Source organism: Stieleria neptunia (assembly GCF_007754155.1).
In the GTDB taxonomy this organism is placed as follows: Bacteria; Planctomycetota; Planctomycetia; order Pirellulales; family Pirellulaceae; genus Stieleria; species Stieleria neptunia.
Genome location: NZ_CP037423.1, coordinates 5330417 through 5345124, shown reverse-complemented (window position 1 = coordinate 5345124; position 14708 = coordinate 5330417). Strand labels below are relative to the sequence as shown.

The 14708-nt window shown below is 58.8% G+C and carries 11 protein-coding genes; 10 read left to right on the top strand and 1 reads right to left on the bottom strand.

What is annotated here, in order from left to right; translation table 11 throughout:
- Positions 1-286: 286 nt before the first annotated feature.
- From Enr13x_RS18485 to Enr13x_RS18475, 3 genes are all read left to right on the top strand, one after another.
- The gene (locus Enr13x_RS18485; protein WP_231744425.1) at positions 287-2023 is read left to right on the top strand and encodes an FAD-dependent oxidoreductase; all 1737 of its coding nucleotides are present in this window, start codon (positions 287-289) and stop codon (positions 2021-2023) included.
- Positions 2024-2350: 327 nt separating this feature from the next.
- Complete coding sequence (locus tag Enr13x_RS18480) at positions 2351-4420, top strand: FAD-dependent oxidoreductase (protein ID WP_145388434.1); 2070 nt, start codon at positions 2351-2353, stop codon at positions 4418-4420.
- A 354-nt stretch (positions 4421-4774) separates the two neighbouring features.
- Entirely contained in the window at positions 4775-5107 is a 333-nt protein-coding gene (locus Enr13x_RS18475; RefSeq protein ID WP_145388433.1) for a hypothetical protein, read from the top strand.
- Between the two features lie 152 nt (positions 5108-5259).
- On the opposite strand, the gene Enr13x_RS38065 is transcribed toward Enr13x_RS18475, so the two are convergent.
- Complete coding sequence (locus tag Enr13x_RS38065; protein ID WP_197456139.1) at positions 5260-5397, bottom strand: hypothetical protein; 138 nt, start codon at positions 5395-5397, stop codon at positions 5260-5262.
- A 437-nt stretch (positions 5398-5834) separates the two neighbouring features.
- Between Enr13x_RS38065 and Enr13x_RS18470 the strand changes: the two genes are divergently transcribed.
- The 7 genes from Enr13x_RS18470 (at position 5835) to Enr13x_RS18440 (ending at position 14623) form a co-directional block, all read left to right on the top strand.
- A complete protein-coding gene (locus tag Enr13x_RS18470) occupies positions 5835-7070 on the top strand; it encodes a DUF1559 domain-containing protein (protein WP_145388432.1) in 1236 nt (411 codons plus the stop codon).
- Between the two features lie 59 nt (positions 7071-7129).
- Positions 7130-7318, top strand: coding sequence for a hypothetical protein (locus Enr13x_RS38990; protein WP_231744365.1), 189 nt, complete (start codon positions 7130-7132; stop codon positions 7316-7318).
- An 887-nt stretch (positions 7319-8205) separates the two neighbouring features.
- Positions 8206-9858, top strand: a complete 1653-nt coding sequence (locus tag Enr13x_RS18460) for a GumC family protein (RefSeq protein ID WP_145388430.1) — start codon at positions 8206-8208, stop codon at positions 9856-9858.
- A 21-nt stretch (positions 9859-9879) separates the two neighbouring features.
- The gene (locus Enr13x_RS18455; protein ID WP_145388429.1) at positions 9880-11205 is read left to right on the top strand and encodes an O-antigen ligase family protein; all 1326 of its coding nucleotides are present in this window, start codon (positions 9880-9882) and stop codon (positions 11203-11205) included.
- 133 nt (positions 11206-11338) lie between these two features.
- Positions 11339-12592 carry a lipopolysaccharide biosynthesis protein gene (locus Enr13x_RS18450; protein ID WP_197456138.1) on the top strand — a complete coding sequence of 418 codons (1254 nt, stop codon included), beginning with the start codon at positions 11339-11341 and terminating at the stop codon, positions 12590-12592.
- Positions 12593-12599: 7 nt separating this feature from the next.
- Positions 12600-13793, top strand: coding sequence for a glycosyltransferase family 4 protein (locus tag Enr13x_RS18445; protein WP_197456137.1), 1194 nt, complete (start codon positions 12600-12602; stop codon positions 13791-13793).
- On the top strand, positions 13790-14623 hold the full coding sequence (locus Enr13x_RS18440) for a WecB/TagA/CpsF family glycosyltransferase (RefSeq protein ID WP_145388426.1): 834 nt from the start codon (positions 13790-13792) through the stop codon (positions 14621-14623). The genes Enr13x_RS18445 and Enr13x_RS18440 overlap by 4 nt, the downstream gene beginning before the upstream one ends.
- Positions 14624-14708 lie beyond the last annotated feature (85 nt).

The following is a 14708-nucleotide window of genomic DNA, read 5'->3' as shown; positions in this document are numbered from 1 at the left end:
TCCGGACTGCTGCTTTGCATTCGTCGGCGTGAAAACGTCGTTCGATCTCAGCTGGAGACTGTTACTTGTCATCGGTTTGCTGCTTGTACCGCTGGCCGCGTCGCACGCCGCTGATCGCGTTGCTGACCGGACGGAATCGCCCGATGTGCAACGCTGTGATGCATGTGTTAGCGGTAGGGCGCGAGCCCTCCGGTGTTTTGGCAAAGAGGAAGAACCGGAGGGCTCGCGCCCTGCCGCTACAACCTTAATCAACACAGGGGGGAAATGCTTCACAGCGTTGCCCGATGTGGTCGTTTACGGGGCCACGCCTGCCGGCATTGCCGCCGCGCTGAATGCTGCGGAAGCTGACCGCAGCGTCTGGCTGGTCGAGCCCACCGGACAGATCGGTGGAATGACGACGCATGGTCTATCACATTCGGATTTTCACAGCTTCGAAGCGCTCAACGGACCGTTTCTGGATTTCAGTCAGCGGGTCTTGCAGCACTATCGGGAAACGGATGGTGAAGAGTCGGAGCAGGTCAAAGACAGTTGGCGGGGCACCCACGGTGAGCCTTCGGTCAATCTGCTTGTCTTTGAAAAGATGCTCGCCGAAGCGCCGACCATTTCGGTTCTGACGAACCATCGGTTGCTCGAAGTGGACGTCGAGGAGTCGGCCATTGCGGCGCTGCACTTTGCGATTCCTGGTTCAACGCCAATCACGGTCAAGCCGCCGATGGTGATCGACGCCAGCTACGAAGGGGACTTGCTCGCAGCGGCAAACGTCCCGTACCGCGTGGGGCGGGAGGCGCGGTCGGAATACGGCGAATCGCTCGCACCGGAAACTGCCGATGACCAGCTACAGGGCTACAACTTCCGTTTGTGCATGACGCAGAACGAATCGAACCGTGTGCCGATTCCCGTGCCCGAGAATTACAATCGCGAAGACTACGCGGCGATCATTCCACTGGTCAAATCCGGCCAGTTCGATGCCGCCTTCGGGTACCCCGGTCGGCGTTTCATCCTCAAGGCTCATCTGCCCGTGATGCCTAACGGCAAGCACGACATCAACGACGTTTCCAAGGGGCTCGTCCGGCTCTCGTTGCCGGGGCACAATCGCGACTATCCCGAAGGCGACGTCGCCACCCGACGTCGGATCGAAAAGAAACACCTCGACTGGCAACTCGGCCTGATGCACTTCGTCCAGACCGATCCCGAACTGCCGGATGCGTTTCGCGAGGCCGCCAGAACATGGGGCTTGTGTCGCGATGAGTTTGCCGACAGCGGCCACATCCCGCCGCAGATTTACGTTCGAGAAGCGCGCCGTATGGTGGGGCAGCGAGTCTATACCGAGTCAGACACGCAATACGCCCCGGACGACGCCCGCGCCCGCTTGCATCCCGACGCAATCGCCATCGGAGAATACAGCCACAACTGTCACGGCACGGACCACGCAGGACCGCTGATCGGCGGACGGCACACCGGCGAGTTTTACAAAGGCGTCGCACCCTATCAGATTCCCTACGGAGTCCTGGTGCCGAAGACGATGCGGAATCTACTCGTTCCGACCGCCTGCAGCGCCAGCCACGTCGGCTTCTGCGCGCTTCGTTTGGAACCGATCTGGATGTCGCTCGGCGGTGCTGCTGGATACGCCGCCGACTTGGCCCTGACCGAAAACGTCAGGGTCCAGGAGATCGATGTCGAAGCGTTGAAGCGGCGGGTCTGGTCGCGCGGCGGTGCAACGATCCACGTCAGTGACGTGCGGCCAGGGCACCCGGATTTCGTCGCCGTGCAATGGTGGGGCAGCCTGGGCGGGTTGCACGGAATCGAACCTGCTCCCGAGAAGTCGGGGGCGCGCGGCAAGCACATCGTCAGCCAGTATTTCGAAGCGTTTCCCGGGCATGCTGCAAGGCTCGACCAGCCGCTCGATAACGCATTGACGACACGTTGGAATCAACTCGCCCGTCGGCATGGCCTGTCCGTTCCCGCCACCAGCGGCACGCGTGGCGACTGGATTCGAGCCGCGTTCGCGGCTGCCAATCAGTAGGTGCTTGGTATCCGATGAGTGCTGGAGACTGGGATGGCAGAAAAATAGCGGGCAGAAAAATGGGAAGCCCGCAGCAGACTCCAGTGGGGCGATTGAGTCACACGCGAACACGGATCAGCTTCCCGACGTCCCGATTTCACGATGCCCTATTTTCTTGTCACCCATTTTCCTGTCTCCCATTCTCCCCGCTGTCCCCACCAATTTTTCTGCCCCCCGTTTTTCTGCCATCTCAGTCGGTGGTTGATGTCCCCATTTCCGGCGCGTTCGGACCGTCAACGTGGCCAACGAAACGTGCATGGAAAAACGAGAACGAGTAACATAAATCGGATGAAGAAACTACTTACATTGGCGTTTATTCTCGGCATGGCCGCGGCGTCTGCGGGAGCAAACGAGCCGCGGGAAGCAGACGTCATCGTTTACGGCTCCACACCGGGGGGCTTTTGCGCCGCGATCGCTGCGGCCCGCGAAGGTGCTTCGGTGATTCTGCTGGAGCCGACCGATCACGTCGGCGCGATGAATACCGGCGGGCTGAGCCACTGCGATTCAAACCAGATGGTTCGCAGCACCCTGATGGGGCTGTTCGACGAGTGGCACACGCGTGTGGTGAAGGACTACACCGATCGTGGACTCAAGGCGCCCTACGACCCGGCGAAAAAAGACCAGTCGCGTTGGACTTTCGAGCCGCATGTTGCGATGCGAGTGACGATGCAGATGCTCGACGAAGCTGGGGTCACCGTGCTGACCCAGCGCTATCTGAAATCGGTCACGAAAGAAGGTCCGCGGATCAGGTCGCTGGTCACAAAAAACGGCACGTTCACGGCCAGCGTGTTTGTCGATGGCAGCTATGAGGGGGACCTGATGGCGGCAGCGGGAGTCGGCTGGACGATCGGTCGCGAAGGCCGTGACGAATATGGCGAATCGCTGGCGGGCAAGCAGTACCCGAAGAAGCAGATGAACATCAACGGCTTCGCCGATGACGGCAAGCTGCTGCCGCTGATCACCACCGATGATGCAGGACCTGAGGAGGCGGGCGACAGGAACATCATGACCTATAGCTTTCGGCTGTGTCTGACGACGGAGCCGACGAATCGCGTGCCGATGCCGAAGCCCGACAATTACGATCCAACCCGGTTCGAGATCGTCCGTCGTGCGCTGAAGGCGGGCGAAACACGAATCGGATTCGACCTTTACCCGCTGCCCGGCAATAAACTCGATGGCAACAATTCAATCGGAGGACAGTTTTCGATCGGTTTGGTCGGTGGGGGCAACCACTGGCACTCCGCTGACGAAGCCGGCCGAAAGAAGATCTGGGAAGCGCACAAACAATTCACGCTCGAATTCATCCACTTCCTGACCACCGACCCCGTCGTGCCGAAGTCGATCCGCGACAAATACTCAGAACTTGGCTTGTGCAGAGACGAATTCGCCCACCACGACCACTTCTCACCTGCACTTTACGTGCGCGAGTCGCGGCGGATGAAGGGGCTGTACGTCATCAGCCAGAAAGACATTCTGGAACAACCCGACAAGGACGATCCGATCGCAATCTCCTCGTTTCCGATCGACTCGCACGACGTGCAGCGTGTTGCGTCCCGAGACGGAGGCGTGATCAACGAGGGGACGATCTATCCCGTGCGGAATCAGAGGTTAAGGCAAGGCTACGCCTACCACGTGCCCTACCGCTCGATCCTGCCCAGGCCAAAACAGTGTGAAAACCTGCTCGTCCCCGTGGCGCTCTCTTGCACGCACGTGGGGATCTCGTCCCTGAGGATCGAAGCCGCGTGGATGGTCATCGGTCAAGCCGCAGGCGTTGCCGCGGCACTTGCAGCGGATCAGGACGTGGCTGTTCAAAACGTGCACTACAAAACACTCCGCCAGCGCCTGCTGGCTCAGAAACAGGTTCTGGATTTGCCAGAGCTGTCCGAGCCGCCATCTGCGGACGGCTCGATCGCCGCGAAAATGCTGCCGGGATTGGTGCTCGACGATGCACAAGCAAAGCTGACCGGCAATTGGTCCCGATCAACCCATTTCAAGCCGTACCTCGAACGCGGGTACGTGTTCAGCGGAGAAAAAGAGTCGGAATCAACGCCTGACCGTGAAGCGACCGCGAGTTTTCGATTCACGGCATCGACGTCCGGTCGATATCAACTGCTGATGGCATACTCGCCACACGAAACCCGAGCGCAGCATGTCCCCTTGACCGTGTCGTCGGGGACTCACCGCAAAACCATTTCGGTGGATCAAACCGTGCCACTGCCCGAGGGCAAAGCCTTTCGCCCGATTGCCACGGTCGATCTACAGGCGGACACCGAAACCGTCATTCGAATCACCAGCGCAGGCACAACCGGCTTCGTGATCCTGGACGCCCTGCAACTGCTGCCCGTCCAACCGGAATAGAGTCCTGCCGGGGGCTCGCAACAAAGGATCGCATCAGCCGGTCATCCGGTCATCCGGTCATCCGGTCATCCCCTGCGCTGGCGAGATTCCGACCAGCAAGATCTACGAACGACCAATCATCCGATCGGTCAGACGCGGATCGGCCGCTGGCACGACGGTTCTTCGGCCCGGGATGCGGGCCGTCAGGATCGAAACGGCCTGCGTTCGGCGTTTTCACAGCCACTGATCGGAACCCTTTCCCCAAGCTTTGGCACGCCGCTTGCGAAAGTCCCTGCCGACTCGATCAGAAAGTTGCCCCCCGGTACGTGCCGGGGTGTCAGCGACTTTGAAACTCGATTTCTAGCAGGAATGACGATGAAAACCTTATTGACGATGCTGGCCGTTGCCATCGGATTGACGTTCACCGGTTGCGACGACTCCGTTTACGACGAGCGAGCCGAGCAGGTGCGGGACAGCTCTCAGGATGTCGCCGCGGAGGTTCGCGACAGCTATGATGCTGCGGCTGAAAATGTCGAAGACCGATACGAATCGGCGCGCCCGGCGCTCGAAGAATCGGCTGACGAACGAGCCGACGAAATGGAAGACCGCGGCGAAACCGTCGCGGACCAAATCGAAGACGCCGGCGAACGTCGGGCGGACAATCTCGAAGAGCAGGATGACGACCAGGTCGTCACCGAAGATGAATAGATCCCGTTGCGGACTCGCGCGAACGGCTTAGCAACGCACGGAAATGAAGTGGGATAGGCTTCCAGGTTGTCGATGCAGGAATGACAGGCTGGAAGCCTATCCCACTTGCTAGTTCCGACACTTATTTTCCGTTCGATTCTTATTCACCTTGTTCAACAGCCGGCGTTGTCGTCGGCTGTTTGCCGGCAAACGTCCAACTCCAAGCCGTAGAAACAGACCTTCTTCTGCAATCCTTCTTCTGTGATCGCGAGACGCCGTCGCACGATCGGTAACCCTGTGATCATCACCATCGGATTGGGTTTGCCGATCGAATGTTGCGACAGCACACAAATGAATTGCGACGCGCGACCCACGTTGCGACCTGGACAGTTCTGCCGGACGCTTCGGCAGCCCTGAAATCGCAACTTAAAAAGTGGATTCTTTTTTCGTGACCGATACGTGATTCGGGTCCGGTATGAATGGGTAGCGGTGCCAGATTTCCCTTACCCGACTTTCGTGCGATTGGGGGTGTCAGCTTACTGCTTGATTCGCCAAACACCATCGAACTAGGTTTGGCTGTACGAGTGCATCGCGATCGAGAGACCCGTCCACTGTTCGGGTAGGCGGTTCCCGCGGGCAGGTGGTCTTTCGATTCCTTGTCACGGTCGCTCGTCAGATACGTCTGGTTTTTTATTCTATTCTACAAATGCTTTCGTTCAGACATTGAGCGAGAGAGGAGAGGACCCGCATGAAGGTCAGAACACAGAGGCGTGGTTTCACGCTTGTCGAATTGTTGGTTGTGATCGCCATCATTGGCATCCTTGTCGGCTTGTTGCTTCCCGCTGTTCAAGCAGCGCGTGAGGCGGCTCGACGCATGAGTTGCAGCAACAACTTTCGGCAAATCGGGCTGGCGATTCACAATTACCATTCCGCCTACAAGCAGTTGCCTCCGCATGGAGGAGGAACCAAGGGGCCGCATGCCGGACGTGCGGCGAGCGATGTTCGAGGGAACAATCGGATTGAGTTGTCCGCTCTGGTCGGTTTAACCGCCTTCTTTGAACAACAGGGACTTTGGGATCAGATCAAAAACCCATTCCAGACGGTTGACTCATCCGGAAACATCAAGACCTACAACCCGATGGGCCCCTGGCCAGGGATGCCTTTGTCGGCGCATCTGTCGCAGGGCAACTACGATCCTTGGCTGACCGAGATTCCGACGCTGCGATGCCCCAGTGACCCGGGAACGGGGATTCCGGCATCGGGACGCACGAACTACGCGCTTTGCACAGGCGATTCTTGTGACACCGGGTATGGTGGCGCGTTGAACCGATTGACCGGAGCTCGCCAGTCCGGTGGAACGCCGCCGATGTATCAGCGCGTCCAAGCGTCACAGCGAGGCGCTTTTGCCGTTCAGCTCGACTCCAAATTCAGGGACTGCCTTGACGGACTCTCCAATACGATCTTCATGGGCGAGATCGCGACGGACCTCGGCGATCGAGACTCCAGGACTCATCTGTTGGATTCGTCGATCAACATCTTGAACCAGGGTGGCAACATCCATTGTCGACAAAGCCTCGACCCGGAGCGACCGCAGTTCTGGTCCAGCACTCCCGCTCCCAATCGGTTGGCCGGCAGCGCGGAAGAAAAACGCGGGTTCAAGTGGTCCTCGCTGCTGCCGCTCTACACGCAGATGCTGACCATCTTGCCGCCCAATTCCGAGCTGTGTGGCAATTCGAACGCCGTGTCCATCGTCGTCGCACCGCCCAGCAGTCGCCACCAAGGCGGTTGCCACGTTCTGATGGGCGACGGTGCGGTCACCTTCGTCACCGATTCGATCGAAGCGGGGGATGTCAGCCGTGGCCAAGTGGGAGTCCATGCACAACATACCGATCCGGATTCGCTGCCCGGCATCGAGAGTCCCTACGGCCTTTGGGGGGCACTCGGTACGCGTGCGTCTCGTGAAGTTCTTCAAGATTTCCCGTGATCCCAACCGGCGCTCGTTTTCAATCCATTTGCTACGTTCTACTAAGAGTCCTGTCCATCATGTCACGAAAGATTAGTCTCCTATCGATGCTGTTGTGCGTCTGCTGCGTTTTCGGATGCAGCGAAGAGACGCCGACGGTGTCAACCAACTCGAATGAAATCGAAGCCTTCCTGGCGGAAAATCCAGAGCTGAATATCAGCATGGAAGAGCTCGATGCGCAGGCGGAGCCGGGCGGGGAGACGGAATAGAGTTGGTGGTGCATCGATCGCAAATTGGTGCAACCCGGTTCGGGCGTTGAACGTCCGGATCGCCTCAAAACGAATTGCATTTTTCTGGTCCAGCGCGAACTTCGATTCCGGAGTCGCGCGGGTGGACAAGGCGCTCGGACTTTCGCAGCGCCGGCCCTCTCTGGCGGTTGCTTGCTACGCAAACGCCGTCTTTCCCAGGGGGAGAGAAACGAAATGGGTTGCAAAATTCTGCCGCAAAAGAATCGACGTCGGCTGCCACACACGGTCTGGATTCTCTCGTTCCCAGGCTCCACTCCTACGCCGTGAACGATTTATTTTCTGTTTTTGACGAGGTTGTAGCGGCAGGGCGCAAGCGGGCTGTCGCTTGAGTGAGTGAGCCGCGACGCGTAAGCGGCCGGGCATCCAGGCGCCCGCCCGAGGCCTTACGGCCAGCGGCTCACCATTGCTCGACCAATCTCACTCAATCGGCAGGGCGCGAGCCCTCCGGCTTGCGCATCTTTGCCGAAGCACCGGAGGGCTCGCGCCCTGCCGCTAAAAAATTGTTCACGGCGTAGGGCTCCATCTCCCTCGTTCCCAGGCTCCAGCGAGCGTCTCCGTTCCCTGCCCCCCGCCGACCAAAAACCAGGTGTCCAGTGCATTTGCGAGCGATCCACGTCGCTCGTCGATCTTGTTGTGGCGGTTTCTTCGGCGCCGTTTTGGGGGGGCGTCGACTTCTGACCGGATAACCGTTCATAATCTCAAAAACGAACCCCGGACGCTTGTTTCTCTCCGAGAACCAGACCGCTGCGGGATCTTTGTTCCGGCTCGAAATTAGCATCAAGTTTGCCTTCGCGCGTCGGTTTTTTCCAATTCAAGTTCCCCCCAGTTCAAGTCGCTGTACGAATTCCATGAACTCCATCTCAATGTGGCGGGCTTCGCTTCGACGTCACTGGTTTGCCGCTTCGTTTTCCTTCGTCACGGTGATTGCGATTGCAGTGGCGGTGATTTTGTATGCCCCGCGGCAGTACCGTTCCGTTTCCAAATTGCTGCTGCGTGTCGGCTACGAAAGTGCGACGCTGGACCCGACCATGTCGGTCGTCGGGAACCCCGACGCGCCCGTCAAGACCCGCGAAGACGAGGTCGAAACGACGTTGGATGTGATGCACAGTCGGACGATCATGAAGGACGTGGTCGATCGTCTGGGCCCCGATTTGATCCTTGAGGAAACGCTACCCGGCGCCGAAGGTGGTTCCGACGAAAGATCCGAAAGTCGCATCGCATCGTGGATCGGCTCGTTGAAGACTTGGGTCGGCAACATCGATCCGATCAGTAGCGAAGAACGAGCGATCCGGGCGTTAGAGACGTCGTTTGATATTTCGGCGTCAGAAAAATCCAGCCTGGTCAAGGTGGAATTCAAATCAAAGAACCCTCAGGTCGCCCAGACGGTCGTTTCCACCTGGGTCGATGCCTACTTGGCCCATCACGCGCAAGTCAACCGCACACGCGGCACCTACGCGTTCTTTCTGGAGCAGGACGCGGAGCTGAAGCAGCAACTCGATGACGTTCAGCGCAAGATCCGCGACGCTAAAAATGCGGCCGGGTTTGCGACGCTGGATGGTCGCCAAAAGCTCTTGGAATCACAGCTTGAAAAGGTCTCCAGCGAACTCTTCAAAGTCGAAGCGGACCTGGTCGAGTTCGGGATGCGTGCGGAAACCTATGCCGATCTTCTGGCCAACGCGGTCGAACGCACCGTGACGGAAGAAACCAGCGGGATCGAACGGAAGTCGCACAACGACATGAGGGCAACCCTGTTCCAGTTGGAAGTTCTGGAAAACGAGTACGCGGCGAAATTCAAAACGGGGCACCCCAAGCTGACCTCGATTCGGGAACAACTCGAAAAAGCGCGCGAGATCGTTGACGCTCAAGCATCGGAATCGACCGAGTCGCGGGAGGTGATCAACCCGACGCATCAGCAACTGTTCGCCAACCAGATCATCGACCTGGCCTCAGAAAAGTCGCTGCGACAGCGGAAGGGGAAACTGCAAGAACAACGGGACTTCCTGCTCACCGAAATCAACTCGCTGAACGAACACGAACAACAGCTCTCCAAGTTGCAACGCAACGCCTTGGTGCTGGAGGATCGTTACAAACTGCATTCGGTGATGCTTGAACAGGCTCGGTTGAACGAGGAATTGGAGTCACACCGAATTACCAGCATCAATGTGTCCCAGCCGGCGACCCTGGAGGAACGGCCCGTCTCGCCGAACAAGCCGCTTTGTGCGATGGCCGGTCTGATCGCCGCGTTCGGCCTGGCGATGGGGGTTCCCGTCTTGCTGGATTTTCGGTCCTACCTGCCGATCGAACCGACGCACCATTCGTTCGATCCCGAATCGGCGGCGCTGTGGGAGCAATCCGCGTCCGATCTCGTTGAAACGCCGGATCGCACCCCGGATCGCACCCCGGATCGCACCCGTCCGTCGGTACCGATTCGGATCGACAAAGCGGAGGTCGCGACGCACGAGACCGAGGCTGAATCGCCCCTGGCCACGCGTCCACGCTGATCATCGTCCCCTCGGATTGTCATGTTTCGATCAGACGCCTACCTACACCGCATCACGACCTTCGGGGTTTGGGCATTACCAATCCTGACGTTCACGATCCCGAGTCGTCTGGAACCGTCCACGTTCGCATCGCTTGATGCGCTTGCGATCGTCAAACTGTTGATCTTGCTGGTCGTCTTCTTTGGCGGCTCGGCTGCCGTCCTCGCCCGGATTGCCGACGCGAAGACGCAGTCCGTCTTGCGGCCCCTGTTGCCGTTCTACCTGTATTTCGCCTGGGCGATGTTGAGTGTGCTGTGGACGCCGCGGCCGGCCATTTCGATCGGGCAAGCCGGCGGACTGGCGAGCCTGCTGGTGCTGGCCTCGCTGATCGCGTTGGTGGCAACCCGGCAAGACCGCGCCGAATCACTGTTGCGGATGCTCGGACAAATGTTGCTTGCGTTCAGCATCTTTGTGATTGCCGTCCAGCTATTCGTTCCGGAGCTTTCTGGATTGGACCGACGCATGATGATCGGTGGAAACTCGGGGATCGTTCACCCGACGGCGGCAGGTGCCAACGCGTCAATCGGTTTGTTGATCTGCATGCTTTGCCTGTTCGTCGGAAAGTACCGGTGGGCGTTGCGGGCGGCACTGATCGGCGGCGTGGTTCACGGGACGGTGTTGTTCTATGCCAGTAGCCGGATGGCGTTGTTGATGGCGGCGTTGACCGTCGGCATGGTGTTGTTTCTTTACGCCGGGAACCTGGTTCGCGCCGCGACGATCAGTCTGTTCGCGGTGCTGCTGCTGGTCATCGTGCTGGTGGATCCGTCGTTCGGCTCGGTCCTGGATTCCAAGAGCCCGACGGTTCAGTACATCACCCGTGGGCAATCCGCCCGGCAGTTGACCAAGGTGTCGGGCCGTGAAGAAATGTGGACGAAAGTTTGGCGGGAGTACACCAAATCCAAGTGGATCGGTCACGGTTACTTCATCACCAGCGAAGCGGGCGAAATTGAAGTCTGGTCGATGAAAGCCAATCACACGGCGCACAACATCTATCTTCAAATTCTGGTGTCGACCGGTGTCATCGGTTTGCTGTTTTTCCTCGCGGCGATCAGCAATCTGGTGCTGAAATTCAGCCGTTTGGTCCGGGGCGATCGTTCGATGCAAAACTTAGTCACCCTACTCGTGGTGGTCGGCATTTGGTACCTCGGCTGGTCGCTCCTATGTGTTTCCTTCATGGGCCCGGTGCGATCCGAATCCGTCGCCTTTTTTGCCTTGATCGGGATCGCAATGGGCCAGCTGCCGAGAGTCGCCGAATACGAGGCAATCCAAACTCGGATGCGGCAAGTTCCGCAATTCGCCATTCGCTGAATCTTTTGTTGTCAGACAGCTGTTTCATTTGCCCAACGTCGAAACCCATCCTCCGACGGGAGCCCTCACGGCTTCATCACAAAGCCACTCGGCAACGGACGAGTCCTGCGGAGGCGTTGCGCGCGATCGCTTGGTGACGGCGCTGTTGGACCAATTTTTTGTCAGCGGAACCAGTTTCCTGTCGACAATCGTGGTGGGGCGTTATTGTGGCATCGAAGGATTGGGCTTATTCAGCCTGGCCGTCAGCGCCATCGTCTTGGTGCGCGGCATTCAAGAAACGTTGGTTTCGGCGCCGTTCACCGTGTTTCAAGAACGGCTCCGAGATCGAATGACGTCCCAAGAACACGCCGGGGGAGCGTTGGCAGGGGCGATGATCCTGGCGGCGATCACGGTGATCTTGACATCGTGGCTCGCCTTGGGGCTGGCCGTGACGGGCCAACCACTCGGCATCCGTGTGCTGGCCTACGCACTCATCGCGTGTGCCCCGTTGGCGCTGCTACGCGAGTTTTCAAGGCGTTTTTGCATGGCGCGACGGAACATGATCGGGGCCTTAAGAATCGACGCGTCTGTCTGTCTGCTGCAACTCGGCTGCCTACTGGCGCTGGCATGGCAGGGTCGCTTGACCAGTGTGGCGGCGTTGTGGGTGATCGGGCTTTCCAGTGGCGTGGTCAGCCTGGCATGGTGGTACGGTCAGCGGAAACAATTCGTTCTTCACCGCACGACGATTCGAACGGTACTCCATCATGATTGGCGATTCGGGCGTTGGCTGCTGATGGATCAATTGGTGTGTTTCATGCAGCTGTACGCGATGCATTGGATTTTGGCTGGGATGATCGGTGCGTCGGGAACCGGAGCGTTTGCCGCCTGTGCGACGATCGCGGCGTTGGCCAGTCCGCTGCTGCAGGGCGTGGGAAACTATTTGTCGCCGCAATTTGCTAACGCAGCTTTCCGCGGTTCGCGCGCCGAGGTCGTCAGTCTGTATCGCAAAACAACGGCCTCGCTTGCCATTGCGGTGACCTTGTTCGCGGCCTTGGCCGGATGGTTCGGCCGCGAAATTTTGTCGCTGCTGTATAGCGATTCGGCCTACGATGCCTATGGCCCCGTGGTGGGTGTTTTGGCGTTTCGAACCGTGTTCGCCATTCCCGCACTGGCGGCCCACCACGCCGTCGTCGCGATGGAACGCCCGGGCCGAAGTGCCGCGGCAACCGCGATCGGACTCGTCGCGACCCTTTGCATCGCCCTACCGTTGATTCAGCACTACGGGGTACTCGGCGCGGCGGTGGCCGTTTTCATCGGCACGGGAGTTGAATGTCTGGTCCTGGTCACGATCTTTACGCGGCTGCTGGGGCAATGGAATTGGTCAGACGAGTCGTCCGAGAAGACCTGAGGCGCACGTGAAAGTCCTGCTTTGTCACAATTTCTATCGACAGCCTGGCGGCGAAGACCAAGTCTATCGAGACGAATGCTGGCTGTTGGAACACTACGGACACGATGTGCTGCGTTTTGAACGCTTCAATCAATCGATCAGTCAGACAGGTACGTTGGCACTGGCCGCGATGACGATGTGGAATCGTCAGGTCTATCGCGAACTCCATGACCTTGTTCGCCGCGAACAGCCCTCCATCGTTCATTTTCACAACACCTTTCCACTCATTTCTCCCAGTGCATTTTATGCGGCGCATCGGGCCGGTGCCGCAGTCGTTCAAACGATGCACAACTTCCGCACAATCTGTCCCGGATCTACTTTACTGCGTCAGGATGCCATCTGCGAAAAGTGCATCGCTCGCACCTTGGCCGTTCCCAGCGTGATCCACGGGTGCTATCACGGAAGCCGCGTGCAGTCCGGACTGACCGCAGCACTCAATGCCTGGCAACGCATCGGTCGAACAATCGACAGGTGTGTCAACCGAACGATCGCCCTGACCGAGCATTCGCGAAACCTGTTTATCAAGAGCGGGATGGCGGCAACAAAGCTCGCGGTCAAACCGAACTTCGTCCGCCCCGATCCCGGCGTCAGCGCAATCGCTCGCAGCGGTGCGGTCTTTGTCGGTCGGCTCTCGGCGGAAAAAGGAATCGAAACGCTCTTGAACGCCTGGAAACAGCTCGACACGCCGATCCCATTGAAAATCCTCGGCGACGGACCGATGCGTGATCAAGTGGAACAGGCGGTTCGCCAGAATCCGAATATCTCCTGGTCGGGGCAGGTGCCGTTTGAGCGTGTGCTGAGCGAATTAGGACAGGCACGCGTGTTGATTTGTCCATCGATCTGGTACGAAACATTCGGCCGCACGATGATTGAAGCCTTTGCGACCGGGACACCGGTCATCGCATCGGACGTCGGTTCGATGAAAGAGATTGTGACGCACGGTAAGAACGGTTTTCATTTTCGAGTCGGTGACTCGAGTGATCTGGCGACTAAAGTAACGCAATACTTTGCCGATCCGCGTTGGCAACAAGACGCCAGCCGGATGGCGAGAGCCGAATACGAAACCCGCTACTGTGCCGAAACGAATTACGAAACGATCATGGCAATCTATCGACAGGCGATCCGAGATCGCAGCCCCGAGTCTCAGGAACCGACGGCATGAATGGTGATCCGGCGGAAACCACGACGGCACCCGTTGCCCAACAGGGCTGCATCCAATGGCCTGCCAAGGCGTCAGTCGCCGGTGTCAACGTCAGTCTGGTGGACTACGATCAGGCGGTCGCACACCTGATGGCAGCAGCACGGGTCGGGGCGTCCGCCGTCGTGGCCTGTCACGCCGTCCATGCGATCGTCGTCGCGGGGCGTGACCCCGAGCTACGGCAGCAAGTGAATCAGTTTTCGATGATCACTCCGGACGGCCAACCGGTCCGCTGGGCACTCAATGCCTTACATCGCGCCGCGTTGTCAGACCGTGTTTATGGTCCTGAACTGATGCTCCGCGTCTGTGCCGCGGCGGCGCAAACCGGTGTGCCGATTTATCTTTACGGCGGAACCCCTGACGTGTTGGCCAAGCTGCAAACGAACCTGTCGGCCCAGTTCCCCAACCTGCAGCTGGCCGGATCCGAGGCACCGCCATTTCGCGAATTGTCCGACGACGAGAACGAAGCGGTCTGCCGACGGATCAATGAGAGCGGGGCAGGGATCGTGATGATTGGTTTGGGGTGCCCCAAACAGGATCGGTTCGCCGCCCGAAACCGCGAGCGAATTCGATCCGTCCAGCTTTGTATCGGTGCCGCGTTTGACTTTCATGCCGGCGTCAAGCCGATGGCACCCAGGTGGATGCAGAAACATGGCCTTGAGTGGGTCTTTCGCCTCAGCTGCGAACCGCGACGGCTATGGCGTCGATACCTGGTGACCAACACGCAATTCACGCTCGCGATTCTGATGCAATTTGCAAAGCTTCGGATGCAACGTCGAGCGCCAGCCCGGTAGCGGATCGTCAGGGACCGACGGTGCATTCAGCTGACGGTGTGTCTGGTTACATTAAACAGAATCGGAACAATCAGAATCGGACGGT

What these genes read in the sequence shown, in the direction of transcription:
- Enr13x_RS18480 (WP_145388434.1), top strand. Translation starts at nt 2,351, where the DNA reads ATGAAGAAACTACTTACATTGGCGTTTATTCTCGGCATGGCCGCGGCG.
- Enr13x_RS18475 (WP_145388433.1), top strand. Translation starts at nt 4,775, where the DNA reads ATGAAAACCTTATTGACGATGCTGGCCGTTGCCATCGGATTGACGTTC.
- Enr13x_RS38065 (WP_197456139.1), bottom strand. Translation starts at nt 5,397, where the DNA reads ATGGTGATGATCACAGGGTTACCGATCGTGCGACGGCGTCTCGCGATC.
- Enr13x_RS18470 (WP_145388432.1), top strand. Translation starts at nt 5,835, where the DNA reads ATGAAGGTCAGAACACAGAGGCGTGGTTTCACGCTTGTCGAATTGTTG.
- Enr13x_RS38990 (WP_231744365.1), top strand. Translation starts at nt 7,130, where the DNA reads ATGTCACGAAAGATTAGTCTCCTATCGATGCTGTTGTGCGTCTGCTGC.
- Enr13x_RS18460 (WP_145388430.1), top strand. Translation starts at nt 8,206, where the DNA reads ATGAACTCCATCTCAATGTGGCGGGCTTCGCTTCGACGTCACTGGTTT.
- Enr13x_RS18455 (WP_145388429.1), top strand. Translation starts at nt 9,880, where the DNA reads ATGTTTCGATCAGACGCCTACCTACACCGCATCACGACCTTCGGGGTT.
- Enr13x_RS18440 (WP_145388426.1), top strand. Translation starts at nt 13,790, where the DNA reads ATGAATGGTGATCCGGCGGAAACCACGACGGCACCCGTTGCCCAACAG.